Origin of the sequence: Brachyspira hyodysenteriae ATCC 27164, from assembly GCF_001676785.2 — a bacterium.
Taxonomy (GTDB): Bacteria; Spirochaetota; Brachyspiria; order Brachyspirales; family Brachyspiraceae; genus Brachyspira; species Brachyspira hyodysenteriae.
In genome coordinates, this window is the sequence record NZ_CP015910.2 from 2,663,791 (window position 1) to 2,690,385 (window position 26,595).

Sequence of the window (26,595 nt, forward strand, 5' to 3'; positions counted from 1 at the left end):
AAATATAAAAATATTTTACAATAGTTATATTATTTGTTATAATAAAATCAATAAAGTAAATTATTTAAGGAATATATAAATAAATGAAAAAGATAATAATAATACCTGATTCTTTCAAAGGAAGTGCAGGCAGTTTAGAAATTTGCAATTACATAGAAAGAGGAGTATTAAAAGTTATTAAAGATGCTGACATTATAAAAATACCTGTTGCTGACGGAGGAGAAGGAACTGTAGAATCCATATTTTATGCGGCTGGAGGCAATATAAAGAAAATAAATGTAAAAAATCCAGAAGGTAAAATAATAGAAGCTAAATATGGAATTATTAATAAAGAAAAAGCTGTTATAGAAATGGCTGAAGCATCAGGACTTACTTTAGTTGATGATAAAACAAGAAATCCTTTAAAATATTCTACTTATGGTACAGGAGAATTTATAAAAGATGCAGTTAATAACAATATAAAAGAAATTTTAATAGGAATAGGAGGAAGTGCAACCAATGACTGCGGAATAGGAATGGCTAATGCTTTGGGATATAAATTTCTTGATAAAAATAATAATGAACTAGAAGCTATTGCTGAAAACATGATAAAAGTTATAGATATAGATGATAGTAATGTTGATAAAAGAATATTTGATATAAAAATAACTGCTGCATGCGATGTGAAAAATCCTCTTTATGGAAAGAATGGTGCTACTGCCGTATATGGAAAACAGAAAGGTGTTACAGAAGAAACTTTTGATATACTTGATAATGGACTTAAAAATATAGCAAAAATCATAAAAGAAAAATTTGGTAAAGAAATAGACTATATGGAAGGTGCTGGTGCTGCAGGCGGACTTGGCGGAGGACTTGTTGCTTTTTGTAATGCCAAACTAAAAAGTGGAATAGATGCTGTACTTGATATAATAGATTTTGAAACAAAAATAAAAGATGCTTCTCTTATAATAACAGGAGAAGGTGCTATTGACGGACAAACTAAAGAAGGAAAAGTGCCTGTAGGAGTTGCAAAAAGAGCAGGAAATATACCGGTAATTGCTATAGTTGGAGAGATAAGAGAAGGAGCTGAAATAGTATATGATTTAGGTATTAAGTCTATAATGCCTTTATGTACAAAATCTATGACTCTTGAAGAATCTATTTCTAATACCGCTGCTTTGGTAGAAAATGCTTCTGAAAGAGCATTAAGATTTATAAATATAGATTTAATATAATTTACAATATTATTTTTTAATTATTTATGATTGATGTAAATTATCAGAAATACCATAAATATTAAAATATCTTAGTTCTATATTTTCTATATCATCATTTATTTCTTTTAATGAAAATTTTAAATTAAGTCCCATTAAATATATATTATCTAAAGCAAGATACCTTTCATTTTTATTATCATCTTTAGGCATATAATCATATATTTTCATGTTAACATCTATATGAATATCGCAAATTACATATCCTTCTTCAAATATCTCTGTAGTAATAAGCATATAATTATTTAAATAATCGTATTCACTATAGGCATTATCTGAATACATTTTTAATATTGATAAATCTAAATAATCTTCAACACCTTCTTTTATTTTTTTCTCAATATTAGAATCTTTATAAATTTTATCTCTAACTTCTTCTTTAGTAATTCTAGTATTATAATTATCAAAACTGTTAAGACTTCCTAAAGTACCCATTATCATATACCCCCAAACATTATATTAAAGAATTATATAGATATTGAAAAAAAAGAAAAGTATATTATTTTTTTAATTAACATAATACTTTAACTATTTTTAATCATTTGAATTTATATTATTGCAATTATATATTAAAAATGATATATATATCAAATATAAAAATAATTGTAATTTTTATAAATGGAGAATAATAAAATGAGAATTTCTGAAATAGAAAGAAATACTAATGAAACAAAGATAAAAATTAAATTAAATATAGACGGAACAGGTAAATATAAAAACGATACTCATATAGGTTTTTTGGATCATATGCTTGATTTATTTGCACGCCATGGAAGATTCGATTTAGAGACAATATGTTATGGAGATATTAATGTAGATTATCACCATTCTGTAGAGGATATGGGAATTGTATTGGGTAAATGTTTTGCTAAGGCCTTAGGAGATTTGAAAGGAATTAAAAGATACGGTAATTTCAGCATGCCTATGTGCGAGGCTCTTACTATTGTATCTGTTGATATATGCGGAAGAAGTCATTTAATTTTTAACAGCGATTTAAAACATGAAAAAGTTGGAGATTTCGATACTGAACTTGTTAAAGAATTTTTTACAGCATTTACTAATTCTATGAATATTACTTTGCATATAAACACTTTATATGGAGAGAATACTCATCATATAATAGAATCTATTTTTAAAGGTGTTGCCAGAGCTTTAGCGCAGGCTTGTGAAATAGATGAAAAATATAAAGATGAAGTATTATCTACAAAGGGAATGCTTGAAAATAATAAAAATTAAAAAATTGATTTTTTGTTTTTATAAAAAAGCACTTATATAATTTTTTTAATTTATTAAGCCCGCCCACCCGCCCCTATACTTTGACTTTTATATTTTATTTTAGTATAATAACTTAATAAAATTAATAGGATTTTTTTATGATAGCTATAATAGATTATGAAGTAGGAAATTTATTCTCTCTTATGTCATCATTAAAGTATGTAGGAATAGATGCCAAACTTACAGATGATGAAAAAACTATAAAAGAAGCTGATGCTTTGATACTTCCAGGAGTAGGAGCTTTCAGAGATGCATTAGCAAAACTTGAAATAAGAAAAGAAGGAACACTTAAAAATACTATTATAGAAGAAGCCAAAAAAGGAAAATTAATTTTGGGTATATGCTTAGGTATGCAAATGCTTTTTGATAAAAGCTATGAATACGGAGAGCATAACGGACTTGGACTAATAAAAGGAAATATATGTCCTATAGAAAAAGATTTAAAAAATAAAGATTTGAAAGTTCCTCATATGGGATGGAATAATCTAAATATAAAAAAAGAAGATAAGCTATTTAAATATATAAAAAATATGGAATATGTTTATTTTGTACATTCATATTATGGAAAAGACTGCGAAGAAAGCATAATAGCCGACAGTGAATATGATGTACGAATACCAGCCATTGTAAAAAATGATAATGTATACGGAATACAGTTTCACCCTGAAAAAAGCGGAGATACAGGACTTAATATATTAAGAGGCTTCAAAGATTTAGTACAAAAAGGTTAAATTAGAATAAACCTACTCTAGTTCTTTTAATCTCTGTTCTGTATCTTTTTATCTCCCATTCAGTTCTGCTTTTATCCCATTTAAGTATATTAGCCATTTCCTCTGCTATATGCTCTGATATTAAAGTACCGCAGTCATTCTCTGTTAATATGAATCTTAATCTTCTCATCATAATATCATCTAAATGCATAGCATGTTCAACTTCTACAAAATACTTTATGAGTCCTCTGTTAATTCTATAATCGAGTCCTACTTCTACTAAAAGAGATGAATCATTTTTACAAAGCTCATTCAATTTTAGAATTAGATTAACAGAGCCAAAATAATCTATAAGGAATTTAACTAAATCTTCATTCAAAACTAATTCAACATTTTTCTCAAATTTATTATTAACAACCTTCTGATTACTGAACCATTTATAAGGCTTGCCGTACATTTTTACTAATGTCTTCATAGTAACAGAAGAAGAAGTTGTAAAGTTTCCGCCTTCAACCAAGAATAATCTATACTGAGGATGAGAATGTATCTTAACCTGTGAAGGATTAAGAGGCATCATTCCAGACTGAGTAGTAATTATATGGTTTTTATTAACAATAGAGCTGAAATAAGTATTATATATATCAAGCAAATATTCAGCCTCATCGCTTGTAGTGTATATACAGTCTAAATCATGAGTATTTTTTTTGATTGTAGGACCTATAATAGTATTGTTCTTCCAACGCATCAAAAATACATTAGGTCTTGATTTTATTTTAGGCAGAATAACAGATTTATTTATATGAATTAAATCGCTGTCTATGATTAAATGACTTCCCTTAACATAAACTAGCTTATCTTCAAAATTTCCATTAGGAAGAAGAGAACTTATACTATGTCCCCAAGCTCCGGCAGCTATTAATACAGTTTTAGCACTTGCCGTATGAACTCTGCCTGTAATATGATCTGTAAAAACTACATTTTCTATCTCTTTCTGATTATATTCAAAAGCCTTAACTTCACAGTAGTTTAATATATCCGCTCCGAACTCTTCAGCTTTCAAAAGAAGTTCTATAACATATCTTGAGTCATCTAATAAGCCTTCATAATATTCTACAGATGCTATGACATCATTATTTATCAAATCCGGCAAAGAATCCAATGTTTCATTTCTGCTAAGTGATTTATGTCTTTTAGTTTTTCCAAACAGAGAGAACATATCATATAACATGATCTTTATTTCTTCTCTTAAAAGCCCTGTACTGCTATGCTCATATATAGGATTGATAATGCCAAAATGCGGAGCTGAAGCCTTATACATAAGGTTATTTCTTTCTCTTACCCTATGAATTGTATACATTAAATTCTTACTATTCATATCATTAAATCCGCCTGAAAGCATTTTAGAAGTTCTGGAAGAAGAACCGAAAGCAAAATCATGCTTATCAAGCAAAAGTACGGAAAGTCCTACTCTGGAAGCCTTTAAAGCTATAGTAGCTCCAATAACTCCCCCGCCTATAATAATGATATCATATTTTTTATTACTATTTTGGAGTATCTCAGCTCTTGTTTTTGCCATAAATATCTCTCCTTTATTGCTATCGATAAACTCGCTTTATACTAGCTGACAACTTCCTTCGTCAGTTATCAGCTGCTCGTTTATCGTTTTTATTGCTATCGATAAACTCGCTTTATACTAGCTGACAACTTCCTTCGTCAGTTATCAGCTGCTCGTTTATCGTTTTTATCGCTACCAATAAACTCGCTTTAAAAGTTAATAATACAATTAATATTAGCAATAATAAAAAAATAATATATAAGCTCCGTATATATTCTAGTATATACAAAATCATTATAAATACAAATATTTTAACAATTCTCTTAAACTCATATGATTTTTATTCTTTTCTAAGAAGGACGGCATTTCTTTAACTTTACCATGATTATCTATATAATGCCCCTCAAACTCGCCAAGATATGATATAGGAAAACTTAAATAAGCATTATAAGCCAAAACAGAAAAATTCGGACTAAATACTATATAATTACCTTTATTCTTCTTAGCAAAATCAATCATATTGTCATTATCATCTAATGAGTCGCCTACTATAATAAATTTTTTAAATTTCTCATTATACATAATATTATCGTCAAATATAGAATGTTTTAAATCTTTCATATCTCTTATAGAAAAATCATTAATATTCGTATAATTATCTCTTATATTTTTTGAATTTGTAGCCATTCTATTTTTTTTGAATATTAAATTTTCTATTCCCAAAGAATCAATAAATTCATTAAAAGCTTTAATATCTTCAGTGGGATACATACTAGAGTTTAAAGCTAATGTAGATTCTGCCTCAATATCATTGATAAATTTATGATATAACTCTTTAGCCTCATCAAATTCATACTGCATTCCATTATAAAAAGGCTTTTCTAAAGTATTATTTGAATAATAGTCTAATTTCCTTCCATAATCGCATATTCCGTATTTTTTGCCTTTTGGAGACGATATATCCTTTATACTATGACTGATATAACTATATTTAGCATCGCATAAATGATTGCATCCTATACAAAAACTGTCTATAGTTTTTACTTCACTTATATCATCATTAATTTTATTATCTATATCTCTTTGAACCTCAAATACATGAGTAGGACATAAATCTGTTATCATAGAATTATATCCGTCTACAACTTTATAATCCTCGCATATTCCGCAATTAATACATCTTTCAAAATTTGTTTTTATGAAATCAGGCAGATTCATTTTTTCTACAATGCTTTTTAATTCTATCAAGTTAATATCATTTTCATTGAAAGCATTAGGAGATGCCTCTATAGAAATTTTATAAATATCTAAATACTTTTTCAATCTGCATAAATAATCAGCTTTACAGCTTTCGCATATAGGTTCATGCATATAAAGCATAGCCTTTAATAGAGAAGTTCTATACTTTATAATATCCTCATCTTTTTCATTTAAAACGCTCATTCCATTTTCTACTATCTCATTGCAGGCATATTTATAAGAATAATCATTTTCATTTTTTTTCTTTACTTTAACCAAGCATAATTTGCATCTTAGAATATTATTTTTATCTTCAAAAGTATTTGTACTATTTATTTTATATGAGCATAAATGAGGTATATCTATATTGATGTATGACAGTGCCTGAAGTATAGTATATCCTTTCTGAGATGATACAGTCTTTCCATCAACATTAAATTTTACTATCATTAAATAAAACCTCTAATATAAAAAAGATTTTTAATTTTTTACAAAACTATACAATGTTATCTTATTTTCTATCAAATATACAAATTCATCTCTAAACATTTCCATAGTAGATAATATACAGTTAGCCAGACTTCTTATATATAAACATGAAGCCCCTATTTTAATCATTTCAACAGCTTCTTTCAAATTAGAATAATCATCAAAATTTGAATACCCCAAAAGCATTCTATTAATATAATATTCGCATAAATCAAATCCGTAATGGCATGGAGAACATCTTCCGCATGATATACTTTTACCAAATTGAATTATTTTAAGTACAACCCTTATTATACATCTGTCCTCTTGTATAAAACATATTCCTCCATTTCCAATCTTCATATTAAGACTGTCAAAACATTCATAATCTAAAGTCATTTTCTGGAAAGTTTCAAAATCAATAGGAGGGTTTAAAAAACCATTAGTAAATACGCATTTTATAGTATATTCTTTTACCGTTCCGCCAGCAGCTTTGACAATATTTCTTAATGGAGTATGCATTTCAAATTCATATAGATTAGGATTAATAATATCCCCTGTAATAGAAAGTATATTACTTCCTTTATACTCTCCATTTCCATAATCTTTGAAAGTAAATCCTCCTATATGAGCCAAATATGCAATTTGTGATATAGTTTCTAAATCAAATATGTATTTTTTATTTTCTAAAAAAGAAGGTGTGATTCTGATATTATATTTATTATAATAGGCATATTCATCATATATATTAATTTCTATATCATATACAAAATTAGCATCTTCTGCTTCAACTATAGATTTTAATATAATATCTCTTTCTTCCAAATAATAATCTTTCAATACTATATCTATTCTTTTAATATTTAAAATCTTTGCTATGAATACAGATCCGTCTAATATGAGATGAGGATTATTTCTTAATAGAAATTTATCTTTGAAAACTAAATAATCAAATGAAGCGGCATTGATTAGTATAAAATCTTCTTTTATATTTCCGTCAATTAATAATTGATATATAGAATTTTGAGTAATATCTCTTTTAAATATAGTATATTCTTTTAAATCATCAAAAAAAGAATTACCTATTTTTTGAACTGCTAAATATTCTCCGAAATGATCTTTATACAGCTGAATATTTTCTATATTGTTTTCACTATGCAGTACAAATCTTTTCATCTTTTTCTTACATGTATAGCTTCTATATACTTAATAATACTTTTAAAAGACGATTTTGTACATTCCATACCATTAATAAGGACAGGTACAGCATTATGGCAATTATGCATACACTCCATCTCTTTAAGGAGCATACCATCGGATGACGGCACTCCTATTTCTAAATCATAATGAGAACGAATAGACTCTAAAAGAGAATAAGCTCCTTTCATAGAGCAATGAAGTCCTACGCATACCTCTATGACAGTTTTTATATTACTTGCCATATTACTTTCCCATTAAAAATATAAAATTCCAAGAGATGAAAAACATTAATATGAATAATGTTATTTTATATTACTTTTTCTTATGCCTATTTTTGCGTAAACGTTTTTTACGTTTATGCGTAGCCATCTTTTGACGAAGTCTTTTTCTTCCTGAAGGCATATACACTCCCATTTTATCTAATTTGAACGTTCATTATAACATTTTACACAAATAATTTCAAGTTTAAACTAAAAACTAATTTGATTTTTTTATATTTATTAATAAGTTTTAGCATAAATAAAAAAATAATCATAGCATTTTATAAAAAACACTATGATTATTCTTATAACTATTAAAAATTAATGTCTATTCATCAAAATTTATCTATATCAACAAGTTTTTCTACTGTTTTAGCAAGCAAATAAACACCTACTCCTGTAGCTCCTTTAGATATATATTTTACATTTACATCACTCATATCAGTACCTGCTATATCCAAATGAGCCCATCTTGCTCCTTCTGTAAAATATGATAAGAATTGTGCTGCTGTTATAACTCCTGCGTATCTTCCGCCTGAATTTTTTATATCAGCTATATCAGATTTTATATCTTCTTTATATTCATCAAACATAGGAAGTTCCCATACTCTTTCATAAGTATCATTGCCTGCATCTTTTAAAGCACAAGATAAAGCTTCATCATTTGAAAGAAGTCCTGAAGCATGTCTTCCTAAAGCTATTGAACAAGCCCCTGTTAAAGTAGCAATATCTATTACAAAATCAGGATTATATTTTTTTATTCCATAAGCCAAAGCATCAGCAAGTATTAATCTTCCTTCAGCATCTGTATTAACTACCTCTACAGTAACACCATTATACATTTTTAATATATCGCCAGGATTTATAGCAGCACTTCCTGTTTTATTATCAGTTAAAGGACATATTACTGTAACATTAGCTTCTAAATTCATATCAGATATTAAGAATAAAGCTCCGCAAACAGCAGCAGCTCCTGCCATATCGTCTTTCATACCAAGCATACTTGTACCAGGCTTTAAAACCATTCCGCCTGTATCGAAAGTAATACCTTTTCCTACCAATAAAATATGTTTTTTAGCCTTAGCTTTCTTATATTGAGCAATAAATACTCTAGGAGGATTCTTACTTCCGGCATTAACACCTAATATTCCATTCATACCAAGAGTCTTTAATTCTTTTTCTGTAAGAACTGTAGTAGTTATTTTTCTGCTTTCAGCCTGTTTTTTAGCTCTATCAACAAATGTCAAAGAATTTATAACATTACTTGGCTCATTAACCATATCTCTAGCCCAAAATATGCTGCTTGCTATCTGATTAGCTTTAGATATGGCATTTTCAGTATCTTTTTTATGCTCAGAAACTAAAAGTATATTCTTAATATTAGACTGCTCTTTTAATCTTTTATTACCTAAATAATTATCAAAGCTGTAAGAAGAAAGCATTATACCTAAACAAAACTGAATATATGATTCTTCAGAAGCTATTTCAGCAAATAATTCTGCCATATCTACTTCTATATCATCTATATGCAAATCTTTCATTATTTTTACCAATGAAGCACCGGCATTCTTCCAAGTTTCATACATATAATTTTTTACTTCCTTATATGTAATATAAATTACCCTTGTATTGCTAGCAAATGCGAAAGCAAATGGAGTAGAAGTAGTATAATATTTATCTTTTACCAAACTATTAAATAACTTTATATACTCTTCATTAAATGAGCATACTTTAAGCTGCTCTTTCTCTACTTTTACAAATACGGCCACAGTATGTTTTTTAATGAAATTGATTGTATGTTTTAATTTCATTTTTTGTTCCTTTATGATTTTAAAATAACTTTTGATTAATAATTATATATAATGTTTATTTTATGTCAATTATAATATAAAAAAATATTATAAACGATATTGCAATATACTACTAAAGGTATATAATCGCATATAAATTAGCATATTATTTCATCAGGAGGTTGAAAATATATGATAAGAAAAATATTTAATGTAGTAATTTCTATTTCTGTGCTATTATTTGTATTATCATGCGGAACAGGAATAAGCAAAAGCAGACCCGAAGGCTGGATTAATGATGATACATTCAGAGTAATGGGAATGGGCTCCCCATCAGATGATATAGATGATAAGTTCAGAAGAGAAGTAGTGTCAAAACAAGCAGCTGAATTAGATGCTAAAAACAAAATCGCAGCAAAAATAGTAGGTTCTTATATAGAATCTCTAAGCTCCACTGAAAAAGGCATGATTGATGAATATGTTATACAGGAAAGAGTTGCCGGAAGAATAAGAGGTACTTCTGTTGTAGAAACTAAATGGGATTCTAAACAAAATTGTACTGTAGTAATGGAACTTTATTCTAAAAATCTAAAAAAACAAATGGATAACCTAGTAGTTCAATATCTTAATGAAGTAGGAATGCAATATACTGCTCAGGATGTTGCCGGAATGGTAAGAACTTATGAATAATCATTAAAAATATGTAATTAAAGGGCTTCTTAATGGAAGCCCTTTTTATTTTTTAAAATTAAAAAAAATAATAATAATAATCGATAATTATAAAAGCAGAAAAAATTGTAATATTTTTTATATTTTAAAATATACCAGTTAAAATTATTTTTTATTATGGTATTGCAATATAGTATTCAAAATATATAATACTACAATCAAATTAGAAAGGATTAAATATGAATAAATTTATAAAATTATTTCTTACAGCATCAATGTTTTGGCTATTTCTTATCTCATGCGGAACTGGAGTAAGCAAAAGCAGACCCGAAGGCTGGATTAATGATGATACTTTCAGAGTAATGGGAATGGGAATTCCTGCAGAAGATATAGATATAGATGATAAGTTTAGAAGAGAATTAACCTCAAAACAAGCAGCTGAATTGGATGCTAAAAATAAAATAGTAGCAAAAATAGTAGGTTCTTATATAGAATCTCTAAGTTCTACTGAAAAAGGTATGATTGATGAATATGTTATACAGGAAAGAGTTGCTGGAAGAATAAGAGGAGCTTCTGTTGTAGAAACAAAATGGGATTCTAAGCAAAATTGTACTGTAGTAATGGAACTTTATTCAAAAGGTTTGAAAAAACAAGTAGATTCATTAATTACTAAATATCTTAATGAAGTAGGAATGCAATATACTGCTCAGGATGTTGCCGGAATGGTAAGAACTTATGAATAATAATAATTTTTATATGTAAATTCATTAGACTCAATATATGAATATTTTTATTAGAAATAATAAAAATAATAGTTTAAAAATATTAAAAAGCTAATTATAAAAATTATTTTGTTATACTTTAGCAAAATAATTTTATTAGCAACAATAAGGAATTAATTATGTATATAGAAAATATTAAAGGAAGAACTGCATTCGTATCTGGAGCAAGTGCAGGTATCGGCGAAGCTGTAGCTAAAATGCTTGCTTCTAATGGAGTTAACCTTATTTTGGCTGCAAGAAGAATAGAAAAACTTGAAGCTTTAAAAAATGAATTAGAAAAGAATCATAATGTAAAAGTAAAAGTAATACAATTAGATTTTTCTAAATCTGAAGATATAGTAAAAGCTATAGATTCTCTTAAAGATGAAGATAAAAAAATAGATATACTTATAAATAATGCCGGCTTAGCTTTAGGTAAAGATTTATACTATAATAATCCTATAGAAGATTCTCTGCAAATGATTAGAGTTAATTGCGAAGGATTAATAGTATTAACAAGACTTCTTCTTCCTTATATATTAGAAAGCAAACATGGTCATATAGTAAATCTATCTTCTACTGCTGCTGATGAAGCCTACAGCGGAGGAGCAATATACTGTGCCACTAAATCCTTTGTAGAAATGTTTGGAGACAGTTTAAGAGTAGAATTAATCGATAAACCTGTAAAAATAACAAATATAAAACCAGGAGCCGTTAATACAGAGTTTTCTACTGTAAGATTCAAGGGAGATAAAGAAAAAGCTGACAATGTATACAAAGGATTTAATCCTTTATATGCTGAAGATATAGCCGATAATATAGAGTATGCATTAACTAGAAAAAGTCATGTACAAATATCAAGTATGACTATTATGGCAGAAAATCAAGGTAGTGCTACTATAATACACAAAAACAAATAAATATTTAGGGAGCTTTATTTATGGGAGATATAGATAACACTAGAGATAGATTAAAGTTAGATGAACTTAATAAAGATGCAAGAAAAGATTTATTTAATAAATTTGTAGATGCAGGCGGAGAAGTAGTAGCCGATAAAAAAAGAGATAATGGCAATACTCTTGTAGGATCATCAAAAAAAGGTCAAAACGTAGTAGGAGGAGGAAATAGCGGCAGAAGTTCCAAAGGTTCAAGTTTTGCCAATTCAAAAAGCGATGCTAAAGATAAAAATAATAAATCTTCTTCTACTATAACTATTCCAAATAAAAAAAATAACGGGTTATTTTTTAATGTTAAATTATGGTTCAATGCTTTAAGTTCTGGTGTAATAACTTTGATGGGTGGGAATGTTAATCCTAAATTCTTAAACTTCATAGATAAAAATGTTATAGCTGCGCTTTTGGAAATGGATACTTTAATATTCAATGCATTAAACCCAAGTGAAGCTTCTGATATAGATGCTAAAGCTAAACATCAAAAAGTAATTTCTCAATTTTCTAAAACTTTAGATGATCTAGAGCTTTTAGAAAGAATAAAAGATCAATATAATGAAGGCGTATATAAAGACTTTTTAAGACCATATAAAGAATTAAACAGTACTGTTATGGCTGAAAGTTATATAAAAGAAATCAAAGCTATGTTCAGACCGCTTTATGTACTTCATGCTTATTCTTCAAGAATAAAATTAGCCGGAGAAAAAGCTATGTTTGCATATGCTATGGTTGATAATATAAGCAAAGGTATCGTAAACTCAAGAATATCTGCTTTTAAAAGAGCTGTAGATTTAATATATGGAAAATATTATCCAAAACTATTTACACTTTTACAATATGCCTCAAAAGAACCATTAGAAACTATAAATGATTTTAACCGTTATCTTAATATCACTGATGAAGATATACTAGGATATTACACAAAATTAAGAAAAGAAAAAGAAAAATTACAAGAAACTAAAATAGAACAGGCAAAAGAAAATATAGGTAAACAAAAAGATAATGAAGAAGAAAAATTAAGTAAAGTAGAATCTATAGGTATAAAACTTATAGATAAATGCGTATCATTCAAAAAATCTGATAATAATATAGAATATGAAGCAGATCCATTCTTTATAGTTCCTATAAAAGATAAAATATATAGAATAAAAGTATTGATAGACTTTTTAGATAGAGAATATTCTGCTGTATTTGTTTCTAATAAAGTAAGATATAATTTAGTTTATGATAATCAGGTAAGAACAGATTATAAAAATGATTTTAACAATATATTTTTATCATTATCAGATACTAACTCAAGATTAAATGAATACAGTGAACTTTGCAAAACAATAAACAAAGTTGAAGAAGATAAAACTATGCGTTTTGAACAGAGAGTTTCTATGCTCTCAGATAAAAACGGACAGCGTTCTTATTTAGCTAAAAATTTAAGAAACACTTTCGTATCAATAATAACACCTTTTAAAAGAAAATTGGATAAATTGTTATTAGATAAAGAAGAGAGAGAAAGAATAATTGAAAATCCTAATGATATATTAACTTTTTCTGCTGAAGTAGGAAAAACTAAAAAAAGAATACAGGGTTATAATGTAATGAAAGCATTAACTGAAGCTTATTATTTCATATCAGGATTTAATTACTTAATCACTCAGGGAGAATTATCAGGTGCTGGTATTCTAATAGAGGGTGATGATAATGATGAGGCATATACAAATGTTGCTGAAAAACAGGAATCTATTGAATCGGTAGTAACAACTGATAATGCAGCAGAAAATGCTAATCAAAAAGATAATGCTGAAAACAATAATGAAAATCAAACAAATGAAAATGAAGAATCAAATTATAATGCAGAAAACGCTAATGATAATGCATCAAATTCAGATGAAATTGTATTAGGAAATGACGGATTTAATGAATCTTTAAAAGATGAAGATTTATTTGTAAATCCAGAAGAAGAAAATGATGAGGAAAATTTATCTGAAGATACAGAAAAAAAAGATGAAGAAGATATAAAACAGTAAGTATAAGAGAGGTTGTTTTGGCTTATAAATCACCAAAGGTAATAATGCTTGAATATGTTCCGCTTCGCATATTGATGGAAATTATGGCATTTATGCCTTATATTTTTGTTATCTTGTTTGCAAAACTAATTGGAGCATTAATGTATTATCTTGTACCAAGTGCAAGAAAGGTTGCTTTGATTAATTTAAAACAGGCTTTTCCGGAAAAAAGTTTTCATGAAAGAAAAAGAATAGCAAAACGTTCTATGAAATCTATGATGATGACTTTTGCCGAATTCATTAAATCATCTAGAATGTCAGATGAGCAGATATTGAAAAGAATAAAAATAGAAGGTCAGGATAAATTTGATGAAGCTATGAATAAGAAAAAAAGAGGTATGATAGCTATCACAGGGCATATAGGAAATTGGGAATATATAGCTTTTTATTTTGCTATTAAAAAATATAATCCTGGAGTAATATTCAGACCGCTTGATAATCCAAAATTGGATGCTTATATGCGTTCTTGGAGAGAAAAAAGAGGTATGAAATGTATTCCGAAAAAAGGCGATTTAAGAGAAATATTCTATGTTTTAAATAATAATGCTCCTGTTGCATTCTTATGCGATCAAAATTATTTAGACGGTGTATTTGTTGATTTCTTTGGATACCCTGCCGCAACAGCAGTAGGTCCTGTGGCAATAGCTATGAAAACAGGTTCACCGATGGCTATAGTTTATAGTCTGCCTGACAGATACGGACATCATAAAATCATAGTTCATGACATAATGTATATAGAAGAAAAAGAAACTAAAGAAGAAACTATAAAACATAATGTTCAGAGATATACAAAAAAATTAGAAGAAATAATATCAAAATATCCTGAAAATTGGCTTTGGGTTCACCCTAGATGGAATACAAGGCCTAATGGAGAACCTGAAATTTTTTACAAACATAATAATTATAAATAGTTTTTTACTTTGTTTTTTTTTCATAGGTTTATATTATATATTAAATATACTAAAACGATAATAATTGTCAGAATAACATTATATAAATAATATAAATTTCTTGATTTTATGAAATGATGGGGTAATAATCTTCATATAATATATTCGATTTTATTTTTATTATAATTTTTTATTTAAAAATTAATATTTTTTTACTATAATAAAGTTGTGGCAAATTATTAAAATTTTAGTCTGAAAAATACATTAAACTGGAGGTTATGAGTATATGGAGCAAAAAAAACGTTCATTTATGTTCTTTTTAAATCTTGGGCTTACATTTACTTTGGTTGGTATAATTATTTCTTTTTTCATTTTTTCATATGAAAAAAATTATAAAAAAGATGAGTTCTTGGTTCATGCCCAGGCAGCACCTGAAAAAACATCTTTTACAGGTTCATTAGATGGTGCCTTAGCTGTAGAAAATGCTATAAGAGATGTTGTGGATAAAAATATGCCTGCTGTAGTTAATATATCTACAGAAATAGAAGCAGGACAAACTGAAGAAGATAGATATGCCGATGAATTCTTTAGATTTTTCTTCGGAGATCAAATGCCTAGACAAAAAAGAAGTCAGAAATCATTAGGAAGCGGTTTCATAATCAATGAAGAAGGATATGTGCTTTCTAATTACCATGTTGTAAAAGGCGCTACTAAAATAATGATTACGCTTTATGGAGAAGACGGAGAGCTTCCTGCAAAATTAATAGGTTATGATGAGGCTTATGACTTAGCATTACTAAAAATAGAGGATGAAAATAGAACTTTCCCTTATGTTGCTTTAGGAGACAGTGATGCTATAGAGCCTGGTGAATTTGCTATTGCTATAGGAAACCCTTACGGACTTAATAATACAGTTACTTTCGGTATTGTAAGTGCTAAAGGAAGAAGCGATGTTGGTGCTAATAAATATCAAAGATATATACAAACTGATGTTGCTATAAACCCTGGTAACTCAGGAGGACCTTTATTCAATATACATGGACAGGTTATAGGAATAAACACATTGATATATTCTACTTCTGGCGGAAGTATAGGTATAGGATTTGCTACTCCTATTAATCTTGCTACTTCAGTAATGACTGATTTAAAAGAAAATGGAAGAGTTACAAGAGGATATTTAGGTATATATTTACAAGATATCGATGGAAATCTTTCAAGAGGTTTAAATGTTAAGCAAAACAGCGGAGTATATGTAAGTGAGGTTGTACCTGATTCACCTGCTGCAAAAGGCGGATTACAGGACGGAGATATTATAATAGAGTATGATGGTGAAAAAATGACTAAATCAGGTGATTTATTCAATAAAGTAGCCACTACTAAAGTAGGAAAAGAAGTTACTGTTAAATATTTAAGAAATGGAAGAGAAAGAAGCACTAAAATCACTATAGAAGCTAGAGTTGAAGATGAAGAGGTTGTACCTACAAGACAATCTCAGAATAACTCACAAGGAAGTACTCGTTCTTGGATGGGATTAGATGTTTCTAATATCACTCCTGAAATATCTCAAAGACTTCAGATAAGAAGCAATGAGCGAGGTGTTGTAGTACTTAATATGACTCAAAACTCAAAGGCATATCAAAATGGACTTAGACCAGGAGATGTTATAAAAGCTATTAATGGTATAACAATATCAAATACTGATGATTATGATAATTTTGTAAAATCTTATGGTAATGATAAGTCCTTTACAATAACTATAAAACGAGCAAGAATGACTTATGTTATAATTATAGAATAGTGCTTTAATAAAAGTTAATAAAAAGGAATTGCAGGTAAATGCTTGCAATTCTTTTTTTATGTTCAATACTTTGTGTTAATTATGTTAACTATTTTTATATTTTGTACTTGCATTCATAATTGATTTAATATATTATTAATGAAATATATTATTTGGCAATTTAAGTTTTCATATATATAAATGTTCTTAAAAATAGGAGTAGTTAATCATGACACATTTAGAATTGAGAGAAAAATTCAAAGAGTTTTTTAAAAGCAAAAAACATGCTATAGAGAAATCATCATCTCTTATACCAATAGATGACCCTAGCCTACTATTTACTACAGCGGGAATGCTGCAATTCAAACCTTATTATGCAGGTATAAAAAAAGCACCTTATTCAAGAGTGGCAACTATACAGAAATGTTTCAGACTTTCTGACTTAGAAAATATAGGAAAAACTGCAAGACACCATACATTTTTTGAGATGTTTGGTAACTTCTGCTTTATGGGTGATTATTTCAAAAAAGAGGCTATAGAATTTGCTTGGGAATTTTCTACTCAAGTTATTAAACTTCCTATTGAAAGAATATATGTTTCTATTTATGAAAAAGACGATGATGCTTTTAAAATTTGGAATGAGCATATAGGTGTACCAAAAGAGAAGATTGTAAGACTTGGAAAGAAAGATAATTTCTGGGGACCTGCTGGAGATTCAGGAGCTTGCGGACCTTGCAGTGAGCTTTATATTGATATGGGCGAAGAGAAAGGATGCGGAAAGCCTGATTGTTTTGTTGGATGTGATTGCGAAAGATATTTAGAGTTTTGGAATTTAGTATTCAATGAATTTTTCCAAGATACTGAAGGAAATTTATCTCCTCTTCCTAATGTTGGTATAGATACAGGAATGGGACTTGAAAGATTATGCTATATTACTCAAGGTGTAGAGAGCAATTATCAAACTGATGTAATGAAGCCTATAGTTGATGCTATAGCTAAAAAATTGAATGTTAAATATGATGATAAAAATAAAACTAAAATCAATTTAATAGCAGATCACTTAAGAGCATTAGTATTTGTAATATCTGAAGGCTGTACTCCTTCTAATGAGGGAAGAGGATATGTACTTAGAAGACTTTTAAGAAGAGCTTTGAAAACTGCAAGCGATTTAGGACATAAAGGTTCTTTCTTAAATGAGATTACATCTTCTGTAGTTAATGTATATAAAGAAATATATGACTATCTTCCTAAAGAAGAAGAGAATGTAAAAAGAATATTAAAAGATGAAGAAAATAAATTCATAAATACAATATCTGCCGGTATGAATAAACTTTATGCTGTAATGGAAGAAAACAAAGACAGTAAAGTAATATCTGGTAAAGATGCTTTCATGCTATTTGATACTTATGGACTTCCTATAGACATAACAGAAGAGGAAGCTTCAGATCATGGATTTACAGTTGATAAGGCTGGATTTGAAGAAGCTATGGAAGAGCAAAAGAAAAGAAGCAGAGGAGCTGGAGAAGATAAAAGATCTAAATTTGGATATGTTGAAAATTATGAAACTAAATATGTAGGTGAAGAAACTGATAATCTTATAAACGGAGTTAATGCAAAAATTATTGCTGTATATGAAGATAATGCTAAAAAAGATAAAACTTCATCTTCAAATGCTGTTATTATCACAGATGTTTCACCTTTCTATGGAGAAATGGGAGGACAGATTGGAGATAATGGATATATAGAAAACAGCAAAAAAGAAATAATAAAAATAATAGATACTCAAAAGAAAGAAAATACTATTATACATATAGCAGATTGCAGCAGTCATTCTTTAAGCGTTGGAGAAGAAATAAAATTATTCGTTAATTTTGACAGAAGAAGTGCTATAAGAAAAAATCATACTGCTACACATATACTTCAGAAAGTTTTGGAGCTTACATTAGGAAATCATGTCAATCAGGCAGGAAGTTTTGTAAGCGATGAATATTTGAGATTCGACTTTACTCATCCTGATTCAATTTCTGAAGATACATTAATAAGTATAGAAAATCAGGTTAATGAAGTAGTATTCAAATCAATGCCTGCTGTAATAAAATATATGCCTAAAGAAGAGGCTATTGCCTGCGGTGCTAAGGCTTTATTTGGAGAAAAATATCCCGATACTGTAAGAATACTAGATATAGGAAATGGTTTTTCAGTAGAGCTTTGCGGCGGCAGCCATTTGACAAATACATCAGAAGTTGGTTATTTCCATATAGTGAGTGAAGGTTCTGTGGCTAGCGGAGTAAGAAGAATAGAAGCTATCACAGGATTAAAAGCTGCTAATGAAGCTAGTAAATTATTTAGTAAAGTTAAAAATTTAGCTCATATACTTAATGCTTCAAAAACAGATGAACTTACTGTAAGAGCTGAAAGTCTTCAAAATGAAGTAAAAAAACTGCAGAAAGAAATCAAACAGCTTAAAACTTCAGGTGCTTCTGCTGTTTCATTTATGGATAATTATGAAGATTTGAAAGGAATTAAATTCTATAATTTAGAGTTTAATGAGGATATTAAAGAAGTTAGACTTTATGCTGATACAATAAAAGAGAGAGTAAAAGACAGTATTTCTGTAATGATAAGCAAAACTGATTCTTCCAACTCTATACTTGTACAGATAACAGGAAATGCGTTAAAAGAAAAGAAATTATCTGCTAATAATATAATAAAAGATATTATTGCTGCTGCAGGCGGACGCGGAGGCGGAAAAGATACTTTTGCTCAGGGTTCTATTGAAAATATAGAAAAAGCAAAAGAAGAAATTAATAAATTAAAGAGTAAGTGGCTATAAGATTTTTATATGAAGAAAAATATTATACTTTTTATATTTGCAGTAAGCTCTTTGCTTATTATTTCATGCTCTGCAAAAGATGTTACATTAAGAAGAATAGAAGATGTTCATAAAGCAGAGCAGAAACTTGCAAAAAATCCTGATGATGAAGAGACTATATTAGAAGTACTTAATGCTGCACAAAACGGAGGAAGAGAAGTACGTGCTGAAGCTATATGGGTTCTTGGGAAAATAGAAGCGGATATAGCTTACAGCGATTTCCTACGTGCTAGCGTTGAAGATCCTGACTTTAATGTACGATGTTTGGCAGTTTTAGGATTAGGAAAATTAGAAGCAAATAATCCTGAAGCTATTGATAGAATAAAAAGAGCTATATCTGATACAGATTTGCAGGTTCAGATAGAAGGACTTAAAGTAGCTGGAAGAATAAATGCTAAAGAGCTTTTAAACTCTATACTTGATAGTTTATCAAGTAAAAATAAATGGGTGAGAATGGCTGCTGTTGAGGCTTTAAAAGATTATGATGATGCTAGAGTTGATAGATCTTTGAATTTACTCGCTTCTACTGATAAAGATTATGCGGTAAGATCTACTATTAATCAGGTAATAGAGTATAGAAAAAATAAGAAAAATACTCCGGCAGCAGAAGAGGAAGTAAAAGAAACAGCATCAGCAGAATAATAACATAGCAGAGGAAAATATATTAAATGAATAATAAAATTAATTTTCTTTTTATATCTACAATAATACTATTTTTATTTATTACTGTGTCATGTGCATCAAAGTATTCTTATGTAAGAGTAGATGATATAATAGAAAAAAATAGAACTATTGCTGTTGCTTCTTTCACCTTTCCAAAAAGTATGACTAATCAGTATTGGGATAGATTAAAATATTTAAACACTGAAATATATACAGATTTTGTATTGAACAGCTTCATCAGTAATTTTAATTCTCAAAATGAAATGGTTAAGCTTATCACTTTGGAGGAAGCTATAGGAAATAAAGAATTTGCTAATTTACCTAATCATTCTATATTGGGTGCTGACTATGTTGCGGCTACAGGCACACTTGCAACTAACAGATTAAGCGAAGAAACTTTGGCTTTACTTGCTGATAAAGTAGATGGAGTAATGTATGCTGAATCTGCTATGTCTTTTTGGTCTCAAAAGGTTACTATAGATTTTGAAATTTATGATATAGATGGAAATTACTTATGGATAGATACTTTGAATGGAGCTTCCTATTATATAATAGGAGATACAGGAGCGCCTACCAGACAAACTGCTTATGAAATAGTTATAGCTGATGTTATGAAATATCAAAAAAAGCATGCTGAAGAATTATATATAGTCATAGATCAGGCTATATCAAATGGGGTAAGCAGTTTAAAAGGAAAAGTTCCTTATGCATTCAATACCAATGATATTATATTCACACAAAAAACATTTAGTTTAACTAATGAAGATTATGCAAAAAAGGCGGGTATATATTAATGGCACAGAAACAAAAAATAGAATTAAATTTTAATGATGTAGATGATTTTCATTTTAAAAAAAGTCTGAAAGGTTATATGCTAAAAATAGCAGAAGATCATTATGTTATAGGCAATGAAGATTTAGCTATAAAAGCCACAGGAAAAACTCCTAAAGAAGCTGCTGAGATGCTCAAAGAACAATTTATAGTACTTGCTAATGATATAATGTATAAATCTAAGTATGCACCTTTAAGTGAAAGAGAAAGAAAGAAAGTAAATATTATCAATTCTATATGTGATATTATTTAAAAGTATTTACATAAAGTTTTAAAAAGCGAGTATTTTAACACTCTATCTTTTTAAAACTTCATAAATTAATTTTTTCTATAATCTTTATATTTTTCCATTAATTCATCAAATATTTTGGCAGCTTCAAATATAAGATAATCGCATCCTTTTTCTTCATCTCTATAATGTTCTACCAAATAATCGCAATTAATACTATTCATTTTATCATTAAATTTATTTATATATTCTGCTTCTATTTCTTTTAACAGAGTACCTTCATGTCCTCTGTCTTCTATAAAAGCCTTAGCAAAAGCCATTATTCCGCCTGTTAATATACCGCAAGTTATACCAACAGCCATACCTCCTCCGAAACCTGCTGCTAATTTTAAATCATCTCTATTTATTCCAAGTTCATAAACTTTATTAGCTCCGTAAAGCATTTTCTCAGCACAATTCAAATCTTCTGCTTTACCGAATCCTGAATATAAATACTCATATAATGTCATATAAAATACCTCTTATATCAAAATTTAATTAAAGTAGAACCCCAAGTAAGACCAGCTCCAAAAGCAGTAAGAAGAACATAATCATCCTCTTTTATTGTTCCGGATTCAAATGCTTCTGTAAATGCTATACCTACACTTGCAGCAGATGTATTGCCGTACTTTTGTATATTAATATAAAATTTATTGTCATTTAAACCTAAAGTCTTTGCAACTGCATTCATTATTCTAGTATTAGCCTGATGAGTTATTATTAGTGACAAATCTTTTAAATCTAAATCAGCATTTTTTACTGTTTTATTGATAGTTTCATCGAAAGTCTTAACAGCCTTTTTGAAAACTTCAGTACCTGCCATAGTTATAGTGTTTGTATTATCTTCAACATTCTCCTCTGTAATAGGATTAACACTTCCGCCGCCTTTTACTATAAGTATTTCATCATTAGGCTCAGAACCTATATCTGTTGAAATAATGCCTTTAGAATCATCTGAAGAAGCCTCTAATAAAGCACTGCTTACACCATCTCCAAATAATATAGCAGTAGTTCTATCCTCCCAATTAAGTATATCAGAACATTTTTCAGCAGCAATTATTAAAACCTTTTTACATTCTCCGCTTTCTATAAGAGAAGCAGCTGTATTTAAAGCATATATATATCCTGAACAAGCAGCAGATATATCGAATGCAAGACATGAATTCTTTATATTAAATGCCTTTTGAATAAGCCCAGCTGTAGAAGGAAATGTATATGATTTTGTAGAAGTAGCAACTATTACAGCATCAGCATCTTCTATTACGGCACCTTTATCTTTTAATTTTGATACAGCCTTAACTGCCATATCTCCTGTGCTTTCTTTTTTATCTGCTATTCTTCTCTCTTCTATTCCTGTTCTTGAAACTATCCAATCATTATTAGTATCCAATTTCTTTTCTAAATCATAATTAGTCATTACATTTTCCGGCAAATATGATGACAAATATTTAATACTAGCTTTCATATTAATTAAACTCTCTTTTTATATTATTTTATTAATTTTCTTATAATCAATTTTTATTTGGAAAAAGATAACAATCATAGTATTTTATGTCAATAGTATTATTTTATATATTTTTATCTTTTACCAAATAAATCATAGGAACGCTTATCACTGTAACAGCATATTTTACTATAAAATTAAATATGAATATTCCTACTAAAGCATCGAAAGGCAAAGTTCCCCAAAATGCTATAGCAACAAATACTAAATTATCCACAGGTATACTGAAAGCATTACTTATTAATACTCTAAGCCATTGATGTTTCTTTGTTATCTTAGTTACGAAAAGATGATATATTTCTGTATCAACAAGCTCTGATAATGTAGAACCTAATATAGATGCTATTGCTATTCTCAAAACAGGACTTAAAGTTAATTGAAAAGCTTTATTAAATTCCCAACTAGCATCTGCAGGTATTTGAGATACTATATAAAAATAAATAGGAGAAAAAATATTAATAATTGCTGACACTATTATAAGTTTTTGAGTATTTTTCTTACCTATAGTTTTATGTGCCATATCTCTGATTGTAAAAGCTAGAGGATACAAGAATGTACCTCCATCAACAGCAAGATTTAAAACATTCGCTATCTTTACGCTTGCTATATTTGATATCATTTGGCAAGCTATATAAGAACAAATAATTAATATAGTAATAAATGATATACTAAAATCTTCTTCTATTTTTTCCATAATTAAAAACCCATTAATTTTATATTAAGTGGATATATAATATACTAAAAAAATATTTTAGTCTATAGTTTTTTTCATAATAAAAAAATCTTGTTTTATGTAAAAAAATTATATATTATTATATAATTTTTATTATATTATTATATAATTATTATTATATAAGTATTAAGTTAAGTAAAAAAGGTTATAAAAATGGTGTATATCATATTATCAACAATAGTATTATTAATTTTAATTATTATAATAATAATAAGGAAAATTTTTAATAATAAAAAAACTCCTTCACTTAAATATATAAAAAAACAAATAGAAGAATTAACTAATAAAATTAATGAAGATGAAAAAGATTATGTATCTCTTTATCAATTAGCAAAACTTAAAGAGCAAATAGAAGAAACTGAAGAAGCTTTAAAGATATATGAAAAATTAATGCAGGTTTCTTTCTTCAAAGAAAAAGAGGAATTAGAAATAAGTAAAAAATTTGAAAGTTTCTATGAAAATCTTGAAAAAAAAGATGATGCTTTCAAATACACTTTAAAAATTGCTAAATTAGATCCTAATAATATGTTTTACAATATCAAAACAGGAACTATTCTCTGTAATGAAGGATATTATATACTTGCATCTGATTACTTCAATAAAGCTATTTTAAATAAAAATGAATTTGATATAGATAATCTTAAAGCGGCTGCATTTACTTTCTTTAAGATAAAAGATTATAAAAAATCTATTGTATTTTTAGAAGAACTGCAAAAAAGATTAGCAAAAGAAAATGATAAAGATATAGATACTATTAATAGTACTTTAATATCAATGTATATGATTTCAGATGAATTAAATATAGCAAGAAGTTTTATAGAACAAATCATAGTTAATAAACATATTAATAATCAATTCTATATTGATAGAATTTATCTGCATATATTATATAAAGTTCTTGATAATGAAAAGTTTAAAGAATTATATACTAACTTATATAAAAAATATAATATATCAAATCCTAATAAAAAAATATCCGATTTAGTATTAGATTATTCTTTCTATTCATATTTTTTAAGAGATATATCTTTATCTCAAAAATTATTTGAAAATATAAAAGATCTAAATTTACCTGAATTAAATACTTATAATTTTGAACTTATAATAAAATATTTGTCAGATATAAATAAAGCTACAGAACAGCTCAATAAATTAAGAAATATGATGAAATTGGATAATTCAAAAAATGATAATTATGAAAAATATGTAGAAAAAGAAGATATTGAAAATTGGGAAAGAGCTGTTGATTTATGGGAGGGATCTTTTATAGATATAAATTACTTATCTTCTCTTATAACAATACAAAATAATATAAATGTTAAGAAAATTTTAGATGAATTAAAAATAGATGACAATAACAATAATAATAATGAGATGAGCTTAAAAATTGTTCAGAAAGTAGATAAAATTTATAATATGAACATTATAGATTTCAAAAAATTATGTCAAAATTTAATAAGAACAAAATTATCCCATTCCATAATACAAGAATATACTGACAATAATACAAAAAGTGATTATGGAGATGAGGTTAATTATATAACATATAATACTAAAGGAAATAAGAGAGATACTACTTTAATATCTTTTAAGAGATGGAAAAAAATTGAAATTGGCGAATTAATAATAAGAGACTTTTTAATGATGATCAATGAATCAGGAGCTAAAAACGGTATTTTAATAGTGCCTGTAACATTAAGTAATAGTGCTAAAAGTTATGTTTCATATAATAATAAAGTAACTGTTTATTCAAGAAATCAATTTAATAATCTTCTTAAAGAAGAAAAACTATAATAAAATAAATATAAAAAAGTGATAGTTTATTTTTTATAAACCATCACTTTTGAAAATTAAAATAAGCGAAAATTTATTTCAACATTTCTCTGTCTACTAAATCATTTGCAGGAACATAATCATTTATTACCTGTGAGAATACTAAAGTATCAACAAAACCTCCTCTTTTTATAGATAAGAAAAGATCATTATATTCATTTTCAGGCATTCCTAATTTTTTCATAGTTACAGCTTTATAGAATACAGCATCATTAGCAAATCTAGTTCTAGGATATTCTGTAATTACTCTATCAAATAGAGCAATAGCTTCCTGAAGTTCAGTTTTATCATTAGAATAAGTTTGATAAAGCATACCATTCCATAATAATGAAAGAGGCTTAAATTTTTCTATAGTAGTTAATCCCTCTACTTTCTTAAAGCATTCATTAGCTGAAGTAATATGATTTTTTGCTAAAGCATTATTTGATTTTAATTCTTTAGCAAGGAAATAATGAACTATACCTTTAAATTGATATAAATGTCCCACGTCAACATCTTCAGGCAAATTATTAAAATCTAATTTATTTATATAGTTTAGAGCCTGACTATATTCTTTATTTGCTATCATAACTCTTATTTCTCTAATCATCAAAGGATCATCTTGAGAAGTCCAAGGACTATAAAAATTGTATATAGTAGCTTTTAAAGGTCTTTTCTTAACAGGTGCTGCAGATACTGCTGTATTATCTGTATTATCCATAGGAGGAATATTTTGAGCAGGTTTATTATTTACTGCCTGATTATTATTATTTGCTGCAGATGACATATTATTTGATGTATTTCCCATATTATCTGTCATACCATTATTAGTTTCCACAACAACATCATTACTTGATGAATTTTGATATTCCTTTTCTATTTCATTGATATAATCATCTTCTATATTGCCTTCTGCCGGTTTTTTACATGATATAGTAAAAACTAACAATAAAGCTATTAATATTGCTAAAGACTTCTTTATCATTTTCCGCTCCAAACTTATTTTAATATTGTTTTTTTCATTTTCGGAAATTATAAAAAAAGCGTTAGAATAA

Annotated in this window: 24 protein-coding genes; 14 read left to right on the forward strand and 10 right to left on the reverse strand. The window is 27.7% G+C overall.

Annotated elements, in window-relative coordinates:
- Positions 1-83: 83 nt before the first annotated feature.
- Complete coding sequence (locus BHYOB78_RS11630; protein ID WP_020064977.1) at positions 84-1,214, forward strand: glycerate kinase family protein; 1,131 nt, start codon at positions 84-86, stop codon at positions 1,212-1,214.
- A 24-nt stretch (positions 1,215-1,238) separates the two neighbouring features.
- Here the strand turns inward: BHYOB78_RS11630 and BHYOB78_RS11635 are convergent, their stop codons facing one another.
- A complete protein-coding gene (locus tag BHYOB78_RS11635; protein ID WP_020064976.1) occupies positions 1,239-1,694 on the reverse strand; it encodes a hypothetical protein in 456 nt (151 codons plus the stop codon).
- Positions 1,695-1,871: 177 nt separating this feature from the next.
- On the opposite strand from BHYOB78_RS11635, the gene hisB reads away from it, so the two are divergent.
- Together hisB and hisH are read left to right on the forward strand one after the other, a co-directional pair.
- A complete protein-coding gene (hisB, locus tag BHYOB78_RS11640; RefSeq protein WP_020064975.1) occupies positions 1,872-2,489 on the forward strand; it encodes an imidazoleglycerol-phosphate dehydratase HisB in 618 nt (205 codons plus the stop codon).
- A 137-nt stretch (positions 2,490-2,626) separates the two neighbouring features.
- Entirely contained in the window at positions 2,627-3,259 is a 633-nt protein-coding gene (hisH, locus tag BHYOB78_RS11645; RefSeq protein WP_020064974.1) for an imidazole glycerol phosphate synthase subunit HisH, read from the forward strand.
- A 1-nt stretch (position 3,260) separates the two neighbouring features.
- Here the strand turns inward: hisH and BHYOB78_RS11650 are convergent, their stop codons facing one another.
- The 5 genes from BHYOB78_RS11650 to BHYOB78_RS11670 form a co-directional block, all read right to left on the reverse strand.
- On the reverse strand, positions 3,261-4,814 hold the full coding sequence (locus tag BHYOB78_RS11650) for an FAD-dependent oxidoreductase (RefSeq protein ID WP_012670981.1): 1,554 nt from the start codon (positions 4,812-4,814) through the stop codon (positions 3,261-3,263).
- A gap of 273 nt (positions 4,815-5,087) precedes the next feature.
- Entirely contained in the window at positions 5,088-6,482 is a 1,395-nt protein-coding gene (locus BHYOB78_RS11655) for a 2Fe-2S iron-sulfur cluster-binding protein (protein WP_012670982.1), read from the reverse strand.
- A 30-nt stretch (positions 6,483-6,512) separates the two neighbouring features.
- The gene (locus BHYOB78_RS11660) at positions 6,513-7,676 is read right to left on the reverse strand and encodes an NADH-ubiquinone oxidoreductase-F iron-sulfur binding region domain-containing protein (RefSeq protein ID WP_020064827.1); all 1,164 of its coding nucleotides are present in this window, start codon (positions 7,674-7,676) and stop codon (positions 6,513-6,515) included.
- Positions 7,673-7,942, reverse strand: a complete 270-nt coding sequence (locus BHYOB78_RS11665) for an NAD(P)H-dependent oxidoreductase subunit E (protein ID WP_012670984.1) — start codon at positions 7,940-7,942, stop codon at positions 7,673-7,675. The genes BHYOB78_RS11660 and BHYOB78_RS11665 overlap by 4 nt, the downstream gene beginning before the upstream one ends.
- Positions 7,943-8,295: 353 nt before the next feature.
- The gene (locus BHYOB78_RS11670; protein ID WP_020064828.1) at positions 8,296-9,771 is read right to left on the reverse strand and encodes a leucyl aminopeptidase family protein; all 1,476 of its coding nucleotides are present in this window, start codon (positions 9,769-9,771) and stop codon (positions 8,296-8,298) included.
- 171 nt (positions 9,772-9,942) lie between these two features.
- Between BHYOB78_RS11670 and BHYOB78_RS11675 the strand changes: the two genes are divergently transcribed.
- From BHYOB78_RS11675 to BHYOB78_RS11720, 10 genes are all read left to right on the forward strand, one after another.
- Complete coding sequence (locus BHYOB78_RS11675) at positions 9,943-10,440, forward strand: hypothetical protein (RefSeq protein ID WP_012670986.1); 498 nt, start codon at positions 9,943-9,945, stop codon at positions 10,438-10,440.
- Between the two features lie 218 nt (positions 10,441-10,658).
- The gene (locus BHYOB78_RS11680; RefSeq protein WP_012670987.1) at positions 10,659-11,162 is read left to right on the forward strand and encodes a hypothetical protein; all 504 of its coding nucleotides are present in this window, start codon (positions 10,659-10,661) and stop codon (positions 11,160-11,162) included.
- 158 nt (positions 11,163-11,320) lie between these two features.
- On the forward strand, positions 11,321-12,100 hold the full coding sequence (locus BHYOB78_RS11685; RefSeq protein WP_012670988.1) for an SDR family NAD(P)-dependent oxidoreductase: 780 nt from the start codon (positions 11,321-11,323) through the stop codon (positions 12,098-12,100).
- A 20-nt stretch (positions 12,101-12,120) separates the two neighbouring features.
- A complete protein-coding gene (locus BHYOB78_RS11690; RefSeq protein WP_012670989.1) occupies positions 12,121-14,151 on the forward strand; it encodes a hypothetical protein in 2,031 nt (676 codons plus the stop codon).
- 17 nt (positions 14,152-14,168) lie between these two features.
- Positions 14,169-15,101 carry a lysophospholipid acyltransferase family protein gene (locus BHYOB78_RS11695; RefSeq protein WP_028331357.1) on the forward strand — a complete coding sequence of 311 codons (933 nt, stop codon included), beginning with the start codon at positions 14,169-14,171 and terminating at the stop codon, positions 15,099-15,101.
- A gap of 265 nt (positions 15,102-15,366) precedes the next feature.
- Positions 15,367-16,878 carry a DegQ family serine endoprotease gene (locus BHYOB78_RS11700; RefSeq protein WP_012670991.1) on the forward strand — a complete coding sequence of 504 codons (1,512 nt, stop codon included), beginning with the start codon at positions 15,367-15,369 and terminating at the stop codon, positions 16,876-16,878.
- A 208-nt stretch (positions 16,879-17,086) separates the two neighbouring features.
- On the forward strand, positions 17,087-19,690 hold the full coding sequence (alaS, locus tag BHYOB78_RS11705; RefSeq protein ID WP_020064829.1) for an alanine--tRNA ligase: 2,604 nt from the start codon (positions 17,087-17,089) through the stop codon (positions 19,688-19,690).
- 9 nt (positions 19,691-19,699) lie between these two features.
- Positions 19,700-20,371: a HEAT repeat domain-containing protein gene (locus BHYOB78_RS11710; RefSeq protein ID WP_012670993.1), complete on the forward strand. Its 672-nt coding sequence runs from the start codon at positions 19,700-19,702 to the stop codon at positions 20,369-20,371.
- A gap of 26 nt (positions 20,372-20,397) precedes the next feature.
- The gene (locus BHYOB78_RS11715; RefSeq protein ID WP_012670994.1) at positions 20,398-21,186 is read left to right on the forward strand and encodes a hypothetical protein; all 789 of its coding nucleotides are present in this window, start codon (positions 20,398-20,400) and stop codon (positions 21,184-21,186) included.
- Positions 21,186-21,476, forward strand: coding sequence for a hypothetical protein (locus tag BHYOB78_RS11720; protein WP_012670995.1), 291 nt, complete (start codon positions 21,186-21,188; stop codon positions 21,474-21,476). Before BHYOB78_RS11715 ends, BHYOB78_RS11720 begins: the two co-directional genes overlap by 1 nt.
- Positions 21,477-21,541: 65 nt before the next feature.
- Here the strand turns inward: BHYOB78_RS11720 and BHYOB78_RS11725 are convergent, their stop codons facing one another.
- The 3 genes from BHYOB78_RS11725 to BHYOB78_RS11735 form a co-directional block, all read right to left on the reverse strand.
- Positions 21,542-21,961 carry a C-GCAxxG-C-C family (seleno)protein gene (locus BHYOB78_RS11725; RefSeq protein WP_020064830.1) on the reverse strand — a complete coding sequence of 140 codons (420 nt, stop codon included), beginning with the start codon at positions 21,959-21,961 and terminating at the stop codon, positions 21,542-21,544.
- Between the two features lie 17 nt (positions 21,962-21,978).
- Positions 21,979-22,956 carry a beta-ketoacyl-ACP synthase III gene (locus BHYOB78_RS11730; protein WP_012670997.1) on the reverse strand — a complete coding sequence of 326 codons (978 nt, stop codon included), beginning with the start codon at positions 22,954-22,956 and terminating at the stop codon, positions 21,979-21,981.
- A 103-nt stretch (positions 22,957-23,059) separates the two neighbouring features.
- Positions 23,060-23,689 (reverse strand): queuosine precursor transporter, encoded by a 630-nt coding sequence (locus BHYOB78_RS11735; protein WP_012670998.1) that lies wholly within the window; start codon positions 23,687-23,689, stop codon positions 23,060-23,062.
- A gap of 192 nt (positions 23,690-23,881) precedes the next feature.
- Between BHYOB78_RS11735 and BHYOB78_RS11740 the strand changes: the two genes are divergently transcribed.
- Entirely contained in the window at positions 23,882-25,522 is a 1,641-nt protein-coding gene (locus BHYOB78_RS11740; RefSeq protein ID WP_020064831.1) for a tetratricopeptide repeat protein, read from the forward strand.
- Between the two features lie 73 nt (positions 25,523-25,595).
- Here BHYOB78_RS11740 and BHYOB78_RS11745 read toward each other — a convergent pair whose 3' ends face one another.
- On the reverse strand, positions 25,596-26,525 hold the full coding sequence (locus BHYOB78_RS11745) for a tetratricopeptide repeat protein (protein ID WP_020064832.1): 930 nt from the start codon (positions 26,523-26,525) through the stop codon (positions 25,596-25,598).
- Positions 26,526-26,595 lie beyond the last annotated feature (70 nt).

Bases quoted from the DNA above. Each gene is read 5' to 3' on its own strand.
- BHYOB78_RS11630 (WP_020064977.1), top strand. From the start codon at position 84: ATGAAAAAGATAATAATAATACCTGATTCTTTCAAAGGAAGTGCAGGC.
- BHYOB78_RS11635 (WP_020064976.1), bottom strand. From the start codon at position 1,694: ATGATAATGGGTACTTTAGGAAGTCTTAACAGTTTTGATAATTATAAT.
- hisB (WP_020064975.1), top strand. From the start codon at position 1,872: ATGGAGAATAATAAAATGAGAATTTCTGAAATAGAAAGAAATACTAAT.
- hisH (WP_020064974.1), top strand. From the start codon at position 2,627: ATGATAGCTATAATAGATTATGAAGTAGGAAATTTATTCTCTCTTATG.
- BHYOB78_RS11650 (WP_012670981.1), bottom strand. From the start codon at position 4,814: ATGGCAAAAACAAGAGCTGAGATACTCCAAAATAGTAATAAAAAATAT.
- BHYOB78_RS11655 (WP_012670982.1), bottom strand. From the start codon at position 6,482: ATGATAGTAAAATTTAATGTTGATGGAAAGACTGTATCATCTCAGAAA.
- BHYOB78_RS11660 (WP_020064827.1), bottom strand. From the start codon at position 7,676: ATGAAAAGATTTGTACTGCATAGTGAAAACAATATAGAAAATATTCAG.
- BHYOB78_RS11665 (WP_012670984.1), bottom strand. From the start codon at position 7,942: ATGGCAAGTAATATAAAAACTGTCATAGAGGTATGCGTAGGACTTCAT.
- BHYOB78_RS11670 (WP_020064828.1), bottom strand. From the start codon at position 9,771: ATGAAATTAAAACATACAATCAATTTCATTAAAAAACATACTGTGGCC.
- BHYOB78_RS11675 (WP_012670986.1), top strand. From the start codon at position 9,943: ATGATAAGAAAAATATTTAATGTAGTAATTTCTATTTCTGTGCTATTA.
- BHYOB78_RS11680 (WP_012670987.1), top strand. From the start codon at position 10,659: ATGAATAAATTTATAAAATTATTTCTTACAGCATCAATGTTTTGGCTA.
- BHYOB78_RS11685 (WP_012670988.1), top strand. From the start codon at position 11,321: ATGTATATAGAAAATATTAAAGGAAGAACTGCATTCGTATCTGGAGCA.
- BHYOB78_RS11690 (WP_012670989.1), top strand. From the start codon at position 12,121: ATGGGAGATATAGATAACACTAGAGATAGATTAAAGTTAGATGAACTT.
- BHYOB78_RS11700 (WP_012670991.1), top strand. From the start codon at position 15,367: ATGGAGCAAAAAAAACGTTCATTTATGTTCTTTTTAAATCTTGGGCTT.
- alaS (WP_020064829.1), top strand. From the start codon at position 17,087: ATGACACATTTAGAATTGAGAGAAAAATTCAAAGAGTTTTTTAAAAGC.
- BHYOB78_RS11710 (WP_012670993.1), top strand. From the start codon at position 19,700: ATGAAGAAAAATATTATACTTTTTATATTTGCAGTAAGCTCTTTGCTT.
- BHYOB78_RS11715 (WP_012670994.1), top strand. From the start codon at position 20,398: ATGAATAATAAAATTAATTTTCTTTTTATATCTACAATAATACTATTT.
- BHYOB78_RS11720 (WP_012670995.1), top strand. From the start codon at position 21,186: ATGGCACAGAAACAAAAAATAGAATTAAATTTTAATGATGTAGATGAT.
- BHYOB78_RS11725 (WP_020064830.1), bottom strand. From the start codon at position 21,961: ATGACATTATATGAGTATTTATATTCAGGATTCGGTAAAGCAGAAGAT.
- BHYOB78_RS11730 (WP_012670997.1), bottom strand. From the start codon at position 22,956: ATGAAAGCTAGTATTAAATATTTGTCATCATATTTGCCGGAAAATGTA.
- BHYOB78_RS11735 (WP_012670998.1), bottom strand. From the start codon at position 23,689: ATGGAAAAAATAGAAGAAGATTTTAGTATATCATTTATTACTATATTA.
- BHYOB78_RS11740 (WP_020064831.1), top strand. From the start codon at position 23,882: ATGGTGTATATCATATTATCAACAATAGTATTATTAATTTTAATTATT.
- BHYOB78_RS11745 (WP_020064832.1), bottom strand. From the start codon at position 26,525: ATGATAAAGAAGTCTTTAGCAATATTAATAGCTTTATTGTTAGTTTTT.